17 protein-coding genes are annotated in these 14015 nt (G+C 37.8%); 13 read left to right on the plus strand and 4 right to left on the minus strand.

Annotated elements, in window-relative coordinates; all coding sequences use genetic code 11:
* The first annotated feature begins 13 nt into the window (after positions 1 to 13).
* Both galU and LJY09_RS07420 read left to right on the plus strand, forming a co-directional pair.
* Positions 14 to 922, plus strand: coding sequence for a UTP--glucose-1-phosphate uridylyltransferase GalU (gene galU, locus LJY09_RS07415; protein ID WP_099000077.1), 909 nt, complete (start codon positions 14 to 16; stop codon positions 920 to 922).
* Between the two features lie 103 nt (positions 923 to 1025).
* A complete protein-coding gene (locus LJY09_RS07420; protein ID WP_154989238.1) occupies positions 1026 to 2237 on the plus strand; it encodes a sugar efflux transporter in 1212 nt (403 codons plus the stop codon).
* Here the strand turns inward: LJY09_RS07420 and LJY09_RS07425 are convergent.
* Together LJY09_RS07425 and LJY09_RS07430 are read right to left on the minus strand one after the other, a co-directional pair.
* A complete protein-coding gene (locus LJY09_RS07425; protein WP_154989236.1) occupies positions 2217 to 2438 on the minus strand; it encodes a hypothetical protein in 222 nt (73 codons plus the stop codon). The two genes, LJY09_RS07420 and LJY09_RS07425, sit on opposite strands and share 21 nt — an antisense overlap.
* Before the next feature lie 114 nt (positions 2439 to 2552).
* Positions 2553 to 3776, minus strand: coding sequence for an MFS transporter (locus tag LJY09_RS07430; RefSeq protein WP_028413992.1), 1224 nt, complete (start codon positions 3774 to 3776; stop codon positions 2553 to 2555).
* Positions 3777 to 4195: 419 nt separating this feature from the next.
* Here LJY09_RS07430 and LJY09_RS07435 point away from each other — a divergent pair, with 419 nt between their 5' ends.
* The 6 genes from LJY09_RS07435 to LJY09_RS07460 all read left to right on the plus strand — a co-directional run bounded on the left by LJY09_RS07435 (position 4196) and on the right by LJY09_RS07460 (position 9696).
* Positions 4196 to 4567, plus strand: coding sequence for a thiol-disulfide oxidoreductase DCC family protein (locus LJY09_RS07435; protein WP_028413991.1), 372 nt, complete (start codon positions 4196 to 4198; stop codon positions 4565 to 4567).
* Positions 4568 to 4714: 147 nt separating this feature from the next.
* Complete coding sequence (locus LJY09_RS07440) at positions 4715 to 5635, plus strand: oxidoreductase (protein WP_154989232.1); 921 nt, start codon at positions 4715 to 4717, stop codon at positions 5633 to 5635.
* A gap of 181 nt (positions 5636 to 5816) precedes the next feature.
* Positions 5817 to 6797 (plus strand): DUF3231 family protein, encoded by a 981-nt coding sequence (locus tag LJY09_RS07445; protein WP_115653414.1) that lies wholly within the window; start codon positions 5817 to 5819, stop codon positions 6795 to 6797.
* 200 nt (positions 6798 to 6997) lie between these two features.
* Complete coding sequence (locus LJY09_RS07450; protein ID WP_099000066.1) at positions 6998 to 7738, plus strand: DsbA family oxidoreductase; 741 nt, start codon at positions 6998 to 7000, stop codon at positions 7736 to 7738.
* A gap of 198 nt (positions 7739 to 7936) precedes the next feature.
* Entirely contained in the window at positions 7937 to 8896 is a 960-nt protein-coding gene (locus LJY09_RS07455; RefSeq protein WP_099000064.1) for a S8 family peptidase, read from the plus strand.
* Positions 8893 to 9696 carry an endonuclease I family protein gene (locus LJY09_RS07460; RefSeq protein WP_228307637.1) on the plus strand — a complete coding sequence of 268 codons (804 nt, stop codon included), beginning with the start codon at positions 8893 to 8895 and terminating at the stop codon, positions 9694 to 9696. The genes LJY09_RS07455 and LJY09_RS07460 overlap by 4 nt, the downstream gene beginning before the upstream one ends.
* A 49-nt stretch (positions 9697 to 9745) precedes the next feature.
* On the opposite strand, the gene LJY09_RS07465 is transcribed toward LJY09_RS07460, so the two are convergent.
* Positions 9746 to 10207: a MarR family winged helix-turn-helix transcriptional regulator gene (locus tag LJY09_RS07465; protein ID WP_014460864.1), complete on the minus strand. Its 462-nt coding sequence runs from the start codon at positions 10205 to 10207 to the stop codon at positions 9746 to 9748.
* Positions 10208 to 10486: 279 nt separating this feature from the next.
* Between LJY09_RS07465 and LJY09_RS07470 the strand changes: the two genes are divergently transcribed.
* From LJY09_RS07470 to LJY09_RS07485, 4 genes are all read left to right on the plus strand, one after another.
* Positions 10487 to 11125, plus strand: a complete 639-nt coding sequence (locus LJY09_RS07470) for a biotin/lipoyl-containing protein (RefSeq protein ID WP_099000061.1) — start codon at positions 10487 to 10489, stop codon at positions 11123 to 11125.
* Between the two features lie 33 nt (positions 11126 to 11158).
* Entirely contained in the window at positions 11159 to 12784 is a 1626-nt protein-coding gene (locus LJY09_RS07475) for a DHA2 family efflux MFS transporter permease subunit (RefSeq protein WP_099000060.1), read from the plus strand.
* 61 nt (positions 12785 to 12845) lie between these two features.
* A complete protein-coding gene (locus LJY09_RS07480; protein WP_047751338.1) occupies positions 12846 to 13274 on the plus strand; it encodes a MarR family winged helix-turn-helix transcriptional regulator in 429 nt (142 codons plus the stop codon).
* 45 nt (positions 13275 to 13319) lie between these two features.
* Positions 13320 to 13517, plus strand: a complete 198-nt coding sequence (locus LJY09_RS07485) for a helix-turn-helix domain-containing protein (RefSeq protein ID WP_047751337.1) — start codon at positions 13320 to 13322, stop codon at positions 13515 to 13517.
* 29 nt (positions 13518 to 13546) lie between these two features.
* Here LJY09_RS07485 and ytzI read toward each other — a convergent pair whose 3' ends face one another.
* Positions 13547 to 13681 carry a YtzI protein gene (gene ytzI, locus LJY09_RS07490; RefSeq protein WP_014460859.1) on the minus strand — a complete coding sequence of 45 codons (135 nt, stop codon included), beginning with the start codon at positions 13679 to 13681 and terminating at the stop codon, positions 13547 to 13549.
* 128 nt (positions 13682 to 13809) lie between these two features.
* Here ytzI and LJY09_RS07495 point away from each other — a divergent pair, with 128 nt between their 5' ends.
* Entirely contained in the window at positions 13810 to 13977 is a 168-nt protein-coding gene (locus LJY09_RS07495) for a YfhD family protein (protein ID WP_228307638.1), read from the plus strand.
* Positions 13978 to 14015: the final 38 nt, after the last annotated feature.

Below are 14015 nucleotides of genomic sequence, written 5' to 3' on the forward strand. Positions count from 1 at the left end.
AGGAGTAAATCATATGCAGACTATAAAAAAAGCAGTTATACCAGCAGCAGGGTTAGGTACTCGTTTTTTACCCGTTACAAAATCTATCCCAAAAGAAATGCTTCCAATTGTAAATAAGCCCGTCATTCAATTTATTGTGGAAGAAGCCTTAAAATCAGGCATCGAAGATATTTTAATTGTTACAGGAAACGGAAAACAAGCGATTGAAAATCATTTTGACCATAATATTCAATTAGAACACTTGCTTCATCAAAAAGGAAAGACCGAACTATTAGAGGAAATGGAGCATATCTCTGAACTAGCGAATATTCATTACGTTCGTCAAAAAGAAATGAAAGGCCTTGGCCATGCGATTGGCTGTGCTCGACAATTTATTGGAAACGAACCGTTTGCAGTTTTACTTGGAGATGACTTAACAGACCCAGATCAGCCTTGTTTAAAACAGCTGATTGACCAGTATACCCAAACGGGATCGTCGGTTATCGGCGTGCAGCGCGTAGAGGAAGAAGCCGTTCATCGTTACGGGATTATAGATCCAAAAGTAAATAAAAACCGATTATACGAAGTGAATGGTTTTGTAGAAAAACCATCAGTCGAAGAAGCTCCGTCTAATTTAGGAATTATTGGACGCTATGTATTTACACCTGACATTTTTGATTATCTTGAAACGCAGGAAGCTGGAAAAGGTGGGGAGATTCAGCTAACGGATGCTATTCAGCGTATGAATATAGACCGTTCTATTTATGCTTACGAATTCGAAGGCGAACGTTATGATGCAGGGGAAAAATTAGATTTTATTTTTACGACCCTTGCTTTTGCGTTAAAAGATGAAGAATTAAAAGCACCTCTTTTAACTAAATTCAAAGAGCTGATCAACAAGGAAGAACAAAAAGAAAAAATTGCTGTACAAATTGGAAAATAACCTTTATTTACACACCTTTCTTCTACTGTTTCTTGAAGAAAGGTGCGTTTTTTTGCGAAAATGGAACGTTTGACAGCTGGATAGAAAGGGTTGAAATGAGTTTATGTCGAAAGCAGAAAATTCGTTTGTATCAGGCATAAAGATTGTATTTACAGACCGGGATTTTCGAACGATTTTTATTTCATTATTTATTATTGGGTTGTCTGTTGGCGGCTTTATGCCTTATTTAACGGTTTGGGCAACAAATACATTGCACGCCACTTCGTTTCAAGCAGGATTTTTATTTGTCCCAATGAGCATTCTTGGTTTAATCGTCTCGTTTTATTTGGCTTCTTTATCAGACAAATGGGGAAAACGAAAGCCATTTATTATTTGGGCCTTACTGATTGGAACCATTTCAAGAGTTCCCTTAGCGTTTACGCATTCTTATACAATAGCACTCATTTTACTTGCTATAGGAGGGTTTAATGCGTTTTCTTTTTTCTTTGCTCTGCTGAATGATTTTATTGTTAAAAAGGAAGAAAGTAAATCGCAGGCAGGTACGATTACCGGTACTGTGCGAATGGCATTTTCACAAGGCTATATTTTTGGACCGATGCTCGGAGCTTTAATCATTGACCACGGAGGGTATACTCTTTTATTTTTACTATCAGGGTTGTTATCGCTGGCAACTTTAGTGTGGGTTCTTTTTGCGCTTAAAGAAGACAGTATGCCTCAACCTTCAGCGCATGCATCTTCAAAAGCGCCAGCTGGTATACCTTCTGTATTAATAGCTGTATTCGTAGCAGCTCTTTTCATTTTTGCGGGGGACTCCGGTCGTTCTATGTATTTGCCGCTGTATGTAACAGATACATTAAAGCAATCCGTTTCGATTGTAGGTATTCTCTTTACCGTAACATCTGTTTTTGAGCTAGTATTTATGCCATTAGGAGGCTATTTTTCTGATAAGATTGGCGTTAAACGATTCTTTATTATTGGAGTAGCTTGCCAAGTGCTTTATTTTATTTTAACGAGTCTTCATCTACCGCTGAGTGGATTAATTGCGCTTCAAGTATTTTATGCTTTTATTCTATCCGCTACAATGGGAGTAGGAATGGTGTATGCTCAGTCACTAGCCCCGCGTCAAATTGGACTAGCCACAACGGCATATATGACGGCTATACAAACTTCAGCAGTTGTCAGTAGCTTAGCTATGGGGTCACTAGTTAACGTGATTCCGTTGCCTTCTACCTTTTACATTTTAGCTGTTTTTGCGGTTGTTTCAGGTGTGATGTTTCTATTTATGAAGCAAAAATCAGCTGAGGAAATGACTTAAAAAGTTAAGAAGAAGTTGAGGTTTTACTAAATTAATCCAATATAAAGACAAACAAATAGTATGCATGAGCTGCACTGCTTGTGACACCGCAGTTGATTTCCGTGCAAGTCTTCGCTTTGCGCGGGTGGCCGATGAGCCTCCTTGCGGGGTCTCATCTGTTCCACTTTCCCCGCAGGAGTCTTCGCCTTGCCCTCCAATCAACTGCTAGAAGGACCTAAAGAAATGACACATACGTTCACCATAACAAAAAACGAACCATTCATTAATGGTTCGTTTTTTTACTTTCTCTAAAATACTTTTGCCCCAGCCTCTTTTTTATGAGGCTGTTTCTTGAATTTGTTCGCGGGGCTTTTTATTTAAAATTTTGCGGTAGCGGTAATTAACAAAAGCCGCCGCCGCCATACCTACTACTGAAAGCATCGCATCAAAGATAAAGATAATTGAAATATGTCCCGTTTTAGACATGAGCCCTGTTGCTAAAGGCAATAAAATTGCAGCTAATCCAGCAGCGGTCGCTACAATTCCTGTAACCGTTCCTTTTTTGTTCCAGAAAAGCTCGGTCATAACGGTAATCGCTAATTGAAAGACCCCAGCCGTAGAAAATCCCATGAAAAAAGCAGCTGCAATTGCAATAGCAGGTACTTTAACAAATAGAAGCGTAAGTACAGCGATAAGAGTAATCATCGGGTAAACGAGAATAACCGTTACAGGACGAAGCACTTTGCTTAATAATACGGCTAATACTAAAACAGAGATTAAAGCTCCGATGCTGTAGTAGCTTAAAAGGCGAACCGAGCTGCTTTCAGCCATACCTAATACTTGTTGACCATAAGTAGGAAGCCAAATTTGAGCCACTGTAAACAGAGCTGTAGAAGTAAATCCAATCACAATAAGAGCGATTCCTTCTTGTTTCATGTTAGGAGGAGAGATAAATTTATTCTCTTCTGTACTTTGCTGTTGAACTGTATTCTGTTCGCGTTTATGATTGGGAAAAGGCAGTTTGAACATAAAGATCATATTTAGTAAATAAATAAGAGCGGGAAGGAAAAAAGCATACCCATAAAACAAATCACGATCCGCAAAAAAGGCAATCATAAACGGCAGAAGCGCTGCTCCAGCTGATATAAATGCTTTTACAAGAACACTGGCTGAACCTGAAGATTTAGGAAAAACTTCAATCAAAGCAGGGTATGTTCCAGCGTCCATAGCAGAGTTTGCAATACCAGCAATAATGGCAAAGATAAAGGCTGTTTGATAATTTGGCGATAATGGAATGCCAATTAAGAAAATAGCCATCGTCAGAGACGAAACAATAATCAAAGGTTTTCGTCCGACTTTATCAGACAAGATGCCTGATAGAGAATATGAAAGCAATTTTCCAATTCCGATAGCAGAAATGATATAGCTGATTCCAGCACCGTCGGTATTTAATTGTTTTGTCAAAAATGACATATTTGATGCAAGCATGATATTGACCATGCCAAGTAGAAAATAGTTAATATACATACCTGAAGCTGACAGCATGTACTTATTTTTCATCGTTTACACATCCTTACGTAAAAAAGCTTATATGAAATGGATAAAAGCAATCACCCAGCCCTCCTTTTTTCATCGTTATTTATAAACCTACTTCCATGATAAGTTTATGAAGACATTACCTTTACCTTTTATCATTGGATTTATTCAGTTCTTTTTAGTATGCGACTAAATGCGTGCATCTAGTGCTTCAAATCAATATGAAATCTATTCTAACATGTTTTTAGCGCTTTAAACCAAAAAAGTGATATTTTATAAAAAAATCCTATCTTCTTTCGCGGCTTCACAAAAGAAACTCCACAAAAAATGTTCGCTTTAAAGCCAGGCTGCACAAGAAGTACCTCTTAATGATGGTTATTAAAAATGAGAAAAGGGTATTTATAAACTAAGGAAAAAGAAATAAGGGAAGAAAGGTGGAAACAATGAAGCACAAAGTATTTTTTGATGCGGAATGTCCTTTATGTTACAACGTAAAAAAAATAATTAAAGCGCTGGACTGGACGAACCAAATCCAGTGGATTCCAGTTCAATACATTGAGCGAACGGAGTATAGCTACTTAAAAGAAGAAGGAAGAGACTTATATGATCAAATTCATATGGTCACCAAAAAAGGGGAAGTATTAGCAGGATTTGAAACGGTCAGACGGCTTTTAGCTGTTTTGCCTCTTACATGTCCAATCGGCGTGCTTCTGCATTTACCATTAATGAAAAAAGCGTTTAGTCCGCTATACAAATGGATATCCACAAACAGGTACGACTGGTTTGGGCGCTACGATTCGCCGCGAACCACATAAACATATAAAAGGGACAAGCTTTTAAAAAGCTTGTCCCTTTTGTTTTGAAAACATTATAATTTATACATAGTTTAATTTTTAAAAACGTATGTGACCGAGACGCGTAAATTCTAGAAAAGCAGCTATAGCTGAAAGGGAGAACTTTATATGAAAACAAAATGGACAGCTGAACGAATGCCTGATCTAACGGGGAAAACTGCCCTTATAACGGGAGGAAACAGCGGTATTGGGTTTGAAGCTGCAAAGGCTCTAGCAGCTCGCGGAGCAGAAATCATTCTTGCTGTGCGTAATGAAGCAAAAGGGAAAGAAGCTAAGAAAAGAATTAAAGCAGATAACGGAAATGCTAAAGTGACTATTATGTCATTAGATCTTAGTGACTTGAGCTCTATTCGGCATTTTGCCAATCAATTTCTTCAACAATACTCGTCTTTGGATCTTCTCATTAATAATGCAGGCGTGATGGTGCCGCCTCACAGCAAAACGAAAGACGGATTTGAACTGCAGTTTGGCTGTAATCATTTAGGACATTTTGCACTTACGGGTTTGCTGCTTCCTTTACTAATGGCCACTCCACATTCACGTGTCGTAACGGTAAGCAGTATAGCCGCTAATTCTGGAGAAATCTATTTTGATAATCTAGATGGAGAAAAAGGCTACAGTCCAATGAAGTTCTATAGACAAAGCAAACTCGCCAACCTATTGTTTGCCAAAGAATTGCAAACTCGCTTAGAAGCAGCCGGATCAACGACAATTAGTGCCGCTGTACATCCAGGTATTTCTAATACAAACCTATTATCACGCGGTTCAGGCAAAGAACCAAACGGCTTGTTGAAATTTTTAGTCAAGCTATTTAGTCAATCTGCAGAAATGGGCGCGCTGCCTACTCTTTATGCAGCTACTGAATCAATAGAAGGCGGTACATATATTGGGCCAGACGGAAAAGATGCTAAAAAAGGATATCCTGTAAAAGATATGATGGGAGACGTTTTATTTAAACCGGACGTAGCGGAAAAACTATGGAGCGTATCTGAGGACTTAACAGGTGTTGAGTACTCGTTTCGTGCTTAAGATAAAAAACAGTTCTGTAAGTGCGGAGCTGTTTTTTTTGTTGCTCAAAAGCTATAGGTCAGGGGGTTAAATAAAAAAAAGAATGTTGGATAGCATAATGATAAGTAAACGTACAATGAGTATGTTCTCTTTTGAGAGATAAAAGCACTCAACAAAGCTGAAGAAGCGGAGGGAAGTAACAGTGCCTGATAAACCTAGTATTACCTCAAGTGAAATTGGAACGCTGTGGATGACATATCAGCAGAAAACGTTAATCATTTGCTTGTTGGATTATATGATTGAACATGCAGACGATGAAGATGCTAAAACAATTATGACGGACTTGCGTGAACAGCTCATTATATACATACGAAAGATAAAAACAATATTTGAAAAAGAAGGAGCCGTAGTGCCAACCGGGCTTTCATCTCAAGACGTAAACGTACAGGCTCCAAAACTATTTACTAATGGATTTGATATTATGTTTCTTCGTGTTATTAAAGAAATTAGTATGGGGATGTATACATTAAGTTTAGGTAAGGCCTACAGAGAAGATGTGGTGAAATTTTATCAAGATTTAACAAAGATTACGCAAGAGTGCTACGATTCCTGTACGCAGTACTTATTGAGAAAAGGAATTTTATCACGCCCACCCTATATTCCAATGCCAACTACCGTTGAGTTTGTTTCGGATAGAAAATATCTAAGCGGCTTAAATGTATTTGCGGACAAAAGAGTATTAAATACGATGGAGCTAGCGCAGATTTATCATGGAGTCGAAACAAACATTGTCGGGATGAAGTTAATGAAGGCTTTTTCTCAAACGGCGAAAGATGCCGAAGTGAAAAAGCATTTTTTGAAAGGAAAAGAGCTCAGTAAAAAGATTATTACGCGCCTAGAAGAAATAATTATACAAGACGATATTTCACCTTCTGTTGCCTCAACAGGAAGCATAACGACTTCTGAAACGCCTGCTTTTTCTGATCGTTTGATGCTGACATGCGATATTTTACTTAGTAATTTTAGCATTGGAAGTCAGGCATTTGGAGCAGCATTTAGTTTTCGAAGAGATATTGTGGCTAAAATGATGCTGATAGGAGAAGATGCGTTTCAATATGCAAGCGAAGCGACGGAAATTATGATTAAAAAAGGCTGGCTTGAAGTTCCACCAAGCATTAATTAGCTAATATGGAAATACGTATTTACATGATGCTCTTCTAAAAGCAATGAATTTAAAATAAGTGAGATAAAAACACCGTGTTGATTGAATACACTTAGTATGTAAATCAACACGGTGTTTTTGCTTTGTTTGAGCAAGTTATGATGGAATTTCTTCAAAGGTATGCTACGATAAGAATTATCTTGAATTGAAGAGGTGTCACGATGAAAATAGAAGTTTGGTCAGATTTTGTCTGTCCTTTTTGTTATATTGGAAAGCGTCGATTAGAGCAAGCGCTTCAGCAATTTGCAGACAAAGATGATGTGCAGGTTGAATTTAAAAGCTTCGAGCTAGATCCAAATGCCCCAGTTAATACTGGTAAAACGATTAATGAAGCTCTTGCTGCTAAGTATGGAATGACCATTGAACAAGCAAAGCAAGCAAATGAAGGTATCGGACAGCAGGCAGCTGGTGTGGGATTATCCTTTAATTTTGACGATATGAAGCCAACTAATACATTTGACGCTCATCGTTTAGCTAAATTTGCAAAAGCTCAAGGAAAAGAAGCAGCCATGACAGAAAAGCTTCTTTATGCATATTTTACTGAGTCAAAACATTTAGGTGAAGAAGAGACGCTGGTTGCTGTTGCAGAAGATGCAGGTCTTGACCGAGAAGAAGCACGTCAAATTCTTACGGATAAAAACGCATATGCAAATGAAGTGCGCAGTGATGAAGCAACGGCTCAGCAATATGGCATTAGCGGTGTTCCGTATTTTGTTATTAATCAAAAATATGCGATTTCAGGTGCACAGCCAGTCGAGACATTTGTAGGGGCTCTCCAACAAGTATGGGAAGAAGAAAATCCGACTCCCACTTTGAAGAGTCTTTCTCCAGAAGGCGCAGATGATGCCTTTTGTGCAGATGGTCAATGTGCCGTTCCTGATTCCTCTAAAAACCAACAATAAACAAAAAGCAGAGGCGGAAATTTCGCTTCTGCTTTTTGTTTATTTTAAAAAAAATTACAAAAATACAAACGTGTGTTCTATTTTGTGTTATAATAAGTTTAGAAGCAACAAACCTCGATGAGTGAACTCCAAAAATAAGCGATTAAAAGTGATCCCACCATGAACTAGCTTCCATTTAATCCTGCAGGGGGAATCTAAATGAAGAACAAAGTGCGCATTATCCCATTTCAAGTAGTTGAACAATTGAATCAATTTAATGAAGTCCCAGAAGGAGTCGCTCTAATTGGAGCAGAGGAAGTATGGAAGCAAACAAAAGGACAGGGAATAACCGTAGCGGTTTTGGATACTGGCTGTGAGGTTACACACCCAGATTTGCAGGAACGAATTATTGGAGGAAGAAATTTCACGCACGATGATCAACAAAATCCTGATGTTTATCAAGACTATAATGGTCATGGTACTCACGTAGCAGGCACAATTGCAGCAGCTCATAATGGAAATGGTGTTGTAGGAGTGGCGCCGGAGGTGAATTTACTTATCCTGAAAGTACTTGATGGGAATGGTTCAGGTCAATATGAGTGGATTATCGAAGGTATTACCTACGCCATTCAGCAAAAAGTAGATATCATTTCAATGTCACTTGGAGGTCCGGCCGATGTGCCTGAGCTACATGAAGCGATTCAAGATGCTGTTGATCAGAATATTTTAGTTGTCTGCGCAGCGGGAAATGAAGGAGATGGAGAAAGCTCCACAGATGAGTTTGCGTACCCAGGCTCATATAATGAAGTGATTAGCGTAGGAGCGGTTGATTTAGAGAAACGTTCTTCGATATTTTCCAACTCGAACAACGAAGTAGACGTAGTGGCTCCGGGAGAGAGGATCGTATCAACTTACTTGAATGGAAAGTATGCCGCACTGAGCGGAACTTCTATGGCAACGCCTCACGTAGCGGGAGCTTTGGCATTGATAAAAGTTCTTTCAAATGAAACGTTTGGAAGAGAACTTACAGAACCAGAGCTTTACGCACAGTTAATCAGAAGAACACTTCCATTAAATGAATCACCAAGAGAAGTAGGAAACGGGTTTGTGCACTTGACCATTGTTGAAAAGCTGTTGCGTGAAGTTCAACGTCAAATGACTTCAGAGGTGATGGGATGAGAAGCAGTTTAGATATATTAATGGTGGAAAAACAGCAGGCAAAAGCCCTTTATCAGCAATACGTAAACAATCGAAGCTATTATGATGAAAAGACGGATGAAGAGAGTAAAAATCTTTATTATCGAGGTACTCTTTTTGAAAGAGAAGCCATGCAAGCTTTGTTAACGGAAACGCATCAGCATTTGCTAAGTTATTCCCCCCATAAATATGTATATCCATGGGTGGATCTACAGGAGAATGGAGAGCTGAAGAGTCTGTATTCAGGAAAAGGAATGGATCCTTTAGAAACGATACAAAAAGATATTGATGCACTTCAGTCGCTTACTAACTCATCTGTTTCAAACAATGATATACTGCTAAACTGTGAGCACGTTGTCTCGCAGTCCTGGTTTGGAAAACAAGAGCCTATGAGAGGCGATTTACATCATTTATTTGCGTGTGAGCCTTCTTGTAACAGTCGAAGAGGTAATTCTTCTTATATTGACTTCCCGGATTATACACCGGAAGTTAAGCAATCAGATGTGAAAGAAGGATGCGGCAAAGCAGAAAAAGGTAAGTTTGAACCCGAATATGGAAAAGGAATTGTGGCTCGAGCTACGCTTTATTTTTTAATTCGCTATCATAATAAAATTGACTCTTCGCGAGTAGATCTTCCTCTTTTACTAAAATGGCATGAAGAATTTAATGTTTCACTTTATGAAAAACATCGCAATGCAGCAATTTTTGAATTGCAAGGCAATCGAAATCCTTTTATCGATTTTCCTGACAAAGCAGCTGCCCTAATAAATTCTGCTTTCTAAAATAACAAAGAGCTTCGCTTCAATTCGAAGCGGAGCTCTTTTGGATAATCTAATATGAAAATCCATATTTATCACTTAAAAGGGCATCCATTTTATTTAATAAGCGAAAATATTCTTCTTGTTCTTCTACAGTTAGAGCTGCTAGCATATCTTTTAAAAATACATTTCGCTTCTCTGTAATCATTGAAACAAGCTTTTTTGATTCATCGGTCAATGAAACCCACACCACTCTCCGGTCTTTTTCGTCTCGCACGCGCTGAATGAGAGATTCTTCTTCCAATTGATTTAATAAGCTAGTTGTAGCGCCCGAGGTTAAGTGAAGTTTATTTGAAATATCTGCTACCATATACTTTGTGCCGCTGGCAATGTAGTTTAAGATATAAAACTTAGTGGGTGTTAAGTGATAAGGCTGTGTTTTTAATGTTTCTTCGACTAAATGTCGCATATATTGAAAAAAAGATGTGTTAATTTGGTAAAGGTGCTCAATTTTTGATTCTAAATTGTTATCCATGCTAGCTTCCATCTCCTTGTACACTACGGACATATATAAACTAACTCTAAAATAAAATGAAACAATTGTAAAGGATGGCAATGATTATCTTTAACCATCGTTATTATTTTTAAATTAATATCTTTACGAAAAAATATCTTTATGATAAAGTTATTTAGGTGGTTAACCAAATAGATGATTATAAAGAAACATATCTCCTAATAGATGGAGATAATATCTTTATGAAAAAGCTATATAAAAAAGTAATTTTATTAGTGAAGTATTAAGGAGGAGTAATGAATGTCTAGAAGTCGCTTAATGGTAACAAATTTTATTGGAATCATCGTTATTTTAGCTTTATTAATTGGAGGAGGATATTATTACGTTCAAAAATCGAACTATATTACAACGGATAACGCTAAAGTATCTGGAGATGTATACAACGTAGTTGCACCTGCAGCAGGTAAGGTAGCAAGCTGGACAGTGGAAGAAGGAAATGATGTATCAAAAGATGCTGAAATTGCTAAGATTCAAGCTGAAAAAGGCTCTGTAGCTGCTACAGTACCAGCAGATGGAAAAATTATTCAAACAAATGTAAAAGAAAATCAAATGGTTCAAGCTGGACAGCAAATTGCAACCGAAGTAGATATGAAAGATCTATTTATCGTAGCGAATATCAAAGAGGATCAGCTTAAGGATATTAAAGAGGGCGACGATGTAGATGTAACAGTAGATGGAGACAGTGGTACAAAAATTGACGGTAAAGTTGAAGAAGTGGGATATGCAACTAATTCACTTTCAGCTTTAACATCGAACTCAAGCTCAGATGGAAACTACACAAAAGTATCTCAAACGGTTCCTGTAAAAATCTCTATTTCCAATTATTCAGAGCATGTGCTACCAGGAATGAACGCTGAAGTAAAAATTTCAAAAGACTAATTCTTACTACAACAGTTCAAGAAGGGAGGAAATATGATGACAGCCAGTATAGAAAACACAAGTGATGGATCCATCAAAAAGCATATTCCGCTATTGATTGTTTTAATGCTTGGTTTGTTTCTTGCAATATTAAATCAAACGTTACTAAACGTAGCCATCCCGCATTTAATTACTGAGTTTGGCGTAACCGCAAATACAGCTCAGTGGTTGTTAACTGGATATATGCTTGTGAACGGGGCGTTAATTCCGCTTTCAGCTTTTTTAATTGAACGATTTGGTGTGCGTCGCTTGTTCTTATTTGCAATGGTTTGTTTTACAGTAGGGTCATTGATTTGCGGAATTGCACCTACATTTTCGATTATGCTTACCGGCCGTTTAATTCAAGCTATTGGCGGAGGTGTCTTATCGCCTCTTGTTATGACCATTATTGTGTTTATTTTCCCTCCTCACATGCGAGGAAAAGGGATGGGTATTTTTGGATTAGCCATGATGTTCGCACCGGCTATTGGTCCAACATTATCTGGATGGGTTATTCAAAACTATGATTGGCACATCCTTTTTAACGGCATGGTGCCATTAGGTGCGATTGTATTAATTATTGCTTTCTTTCAATTAAAAGACATTCAGCCTCCAAAGGATGTAAAAGTTCACATGCCTTCGGTTGTGACATCACTTGCAGGTATGGGATTATTGCTTTACGGATTTAGTGAAGCTGGAAATGACGGCTGGACGGATTCAGTTGTTCTTTCTACAATCATTGGCGGGGCAGTTCTTTTAATTATATTTGTTCTTCAACAAATTAAATCTGAAAAGCCGCTATTGGATATGCGCGTGTTTAAATATAATATTTTTTCACTATCAAATATTATTAGTATTGCGATTACAATCAGTATGTACGCAGGTATGTTCTTGCTTCCAATTTACTTGCAAAATATCCGCGGATATTCTGCTTTTGATTCAGGACTGCTGTTGCTTCCTGGCGCACTTGTTATGCTGGTTATGTCCCCGATTTCAGGTACATTGTTTGATAAAGTGGGACCTCGTCCGCTAGCAATCGTTGGTATGCTCATTACATCTATTTCAACGTTTGAATTTACGAAGCTGACGATGGATACACCATTTAATCATATTTTAGCGATTTATATTATCCGCTCGTTCGGTATGTCACTGTTAATGATGCCAATTATGACAGCGGGTTTAAATCAGCTTCCGCAGCGACTAAGCAGTCACGGAACGTCAATGTCTAATACGCTTCGTCAAGTAAGTGGTTCAATTGGTATTAGTTTAATGACGACCATTTTTACAAACCGTACAACGTATCATGTAAATGAAATCAGCAGTTCCATGAATACGTCTGATCCATTCTTTATGAATAGCTTTCATTTATTTGTACAAAAAGTAGCTGCTACTTTGCATTTATCACAAGATCAAGCTCAGCAGCAAGCGCTGACGATTTTATCTGGAAAAATGACGCAGCAAGGTACGATTCAAGGTATTAACGATGCTTTTTATTGGGCAACAGCGATTTCTGTTATCGGTTTAATTTTAAGTTTCTTCCTTCGTGACGTACGTAAAGATAAAGTAGTCGAAAAAAAGAAATCAAAAGCTCAAGAGGAAGATATTCGTATGCTTCCAGCTCCAAAAAGTATAAATTCATAAAGTGCTATAGAATCAAAAGTTCATCATAAAACATGTTGGAGAGAAAGGGGCGGTGAGGTGGATGGATCCATTGATATTTGGTGAAGAAATTCAAAGAATTTCAATATCTTTAAACAAAAAAGTAATGACAAATGTAAAAAGCCTTTTACAGTATTACAGAATTACCCCTTTTCAATATCATATTTTACTGATTGTTGAACGTGCACGTACAATGCCTGTGACCAAAGTGGCAGACGAAATGAAGGCGAGCCCAAGCGTTATCACAGCATCAATTACACGTTTGTATGAACTGAATCTTGTGGAGCGCTACCATTCAAAAGAAGATCGGCGTAAAGTTATGGTTGAGCTTACAAACAAGGGAAAACAAGTGATTCAAGCGGCTGAGAAAGACATGCAGCAAAGGGTTGAAAAACTGTTTGCATGCTATAAAGAAGAAGAGCAGCAGCAATTTCTCACGCTCTGTCGGCAGCTAGATGAACATGTGACTTGAACTTGAGCAGAAAAAAGTATATTGAGTTAAGCGGAGTGAGTGTAAATGAATAAAGAGATGGTAAAAAACATTCGGAAAAACTACAATATGAATCAGCGAAACTTCGCTCAAGCAGTGAACTGCAGTTTTTCTTTAATTGCACTGGTTGAAGTGGGTAAGCGAAGAGTAACAAAAAACTTGGAAGACAAAATTAAGCAAGCATTTCAATTGAACGATCATGATTTAAAATCACTGCGAGGGTAATACAAAAAGTAGGTGTGAAACGAGCTCACCTACTTTTTTTCGTCTTGTTTTTTTGTAAGTGGATCTACCGTATGTTTGTAATCATAAGCTTTCGAAGTGGTAACCACGCACAGCAGTAAAATAACAAATACAATGATAATAGAGAGCGTAATAATGATGACCATATAACACGTCCTTTCTTTTTCTTATTATGTATGCCTTCGGTCTTATTGGTAAAATTCCTTCTTTCTCCACATAGTGCAGAAACGACAAACGCATACTATTAACAGTCTAGAATAAAGGAGTGTTCATAATGAATGAAAAAGAGTTGAAAAAACAATTAAAAAAGGTAGCGGATTATCCTGCATCTAAAGGAGATGGAGTAGATGAAGAGTTTTCTCGTGAATTAGCAGACCAAGACGATTTAGAAGCACAGGCTAGAGCGAACGCTGCAGATGAAAGACAAAAAAAGCAAAACTGAAGCTGAGGTAAAAGTATTTTAGCCCAAGTGAAAAATGA

Origin of the sequence: Priestia sp. J2, from assembly GCF_020790095.1 — a bacterium.
Taxonomy (GTDB): Bacteria; Bacillota; Bacilli; order Bacillales; family Bacillaceae_H; genus Priestia; species Priestia zanthoxyli.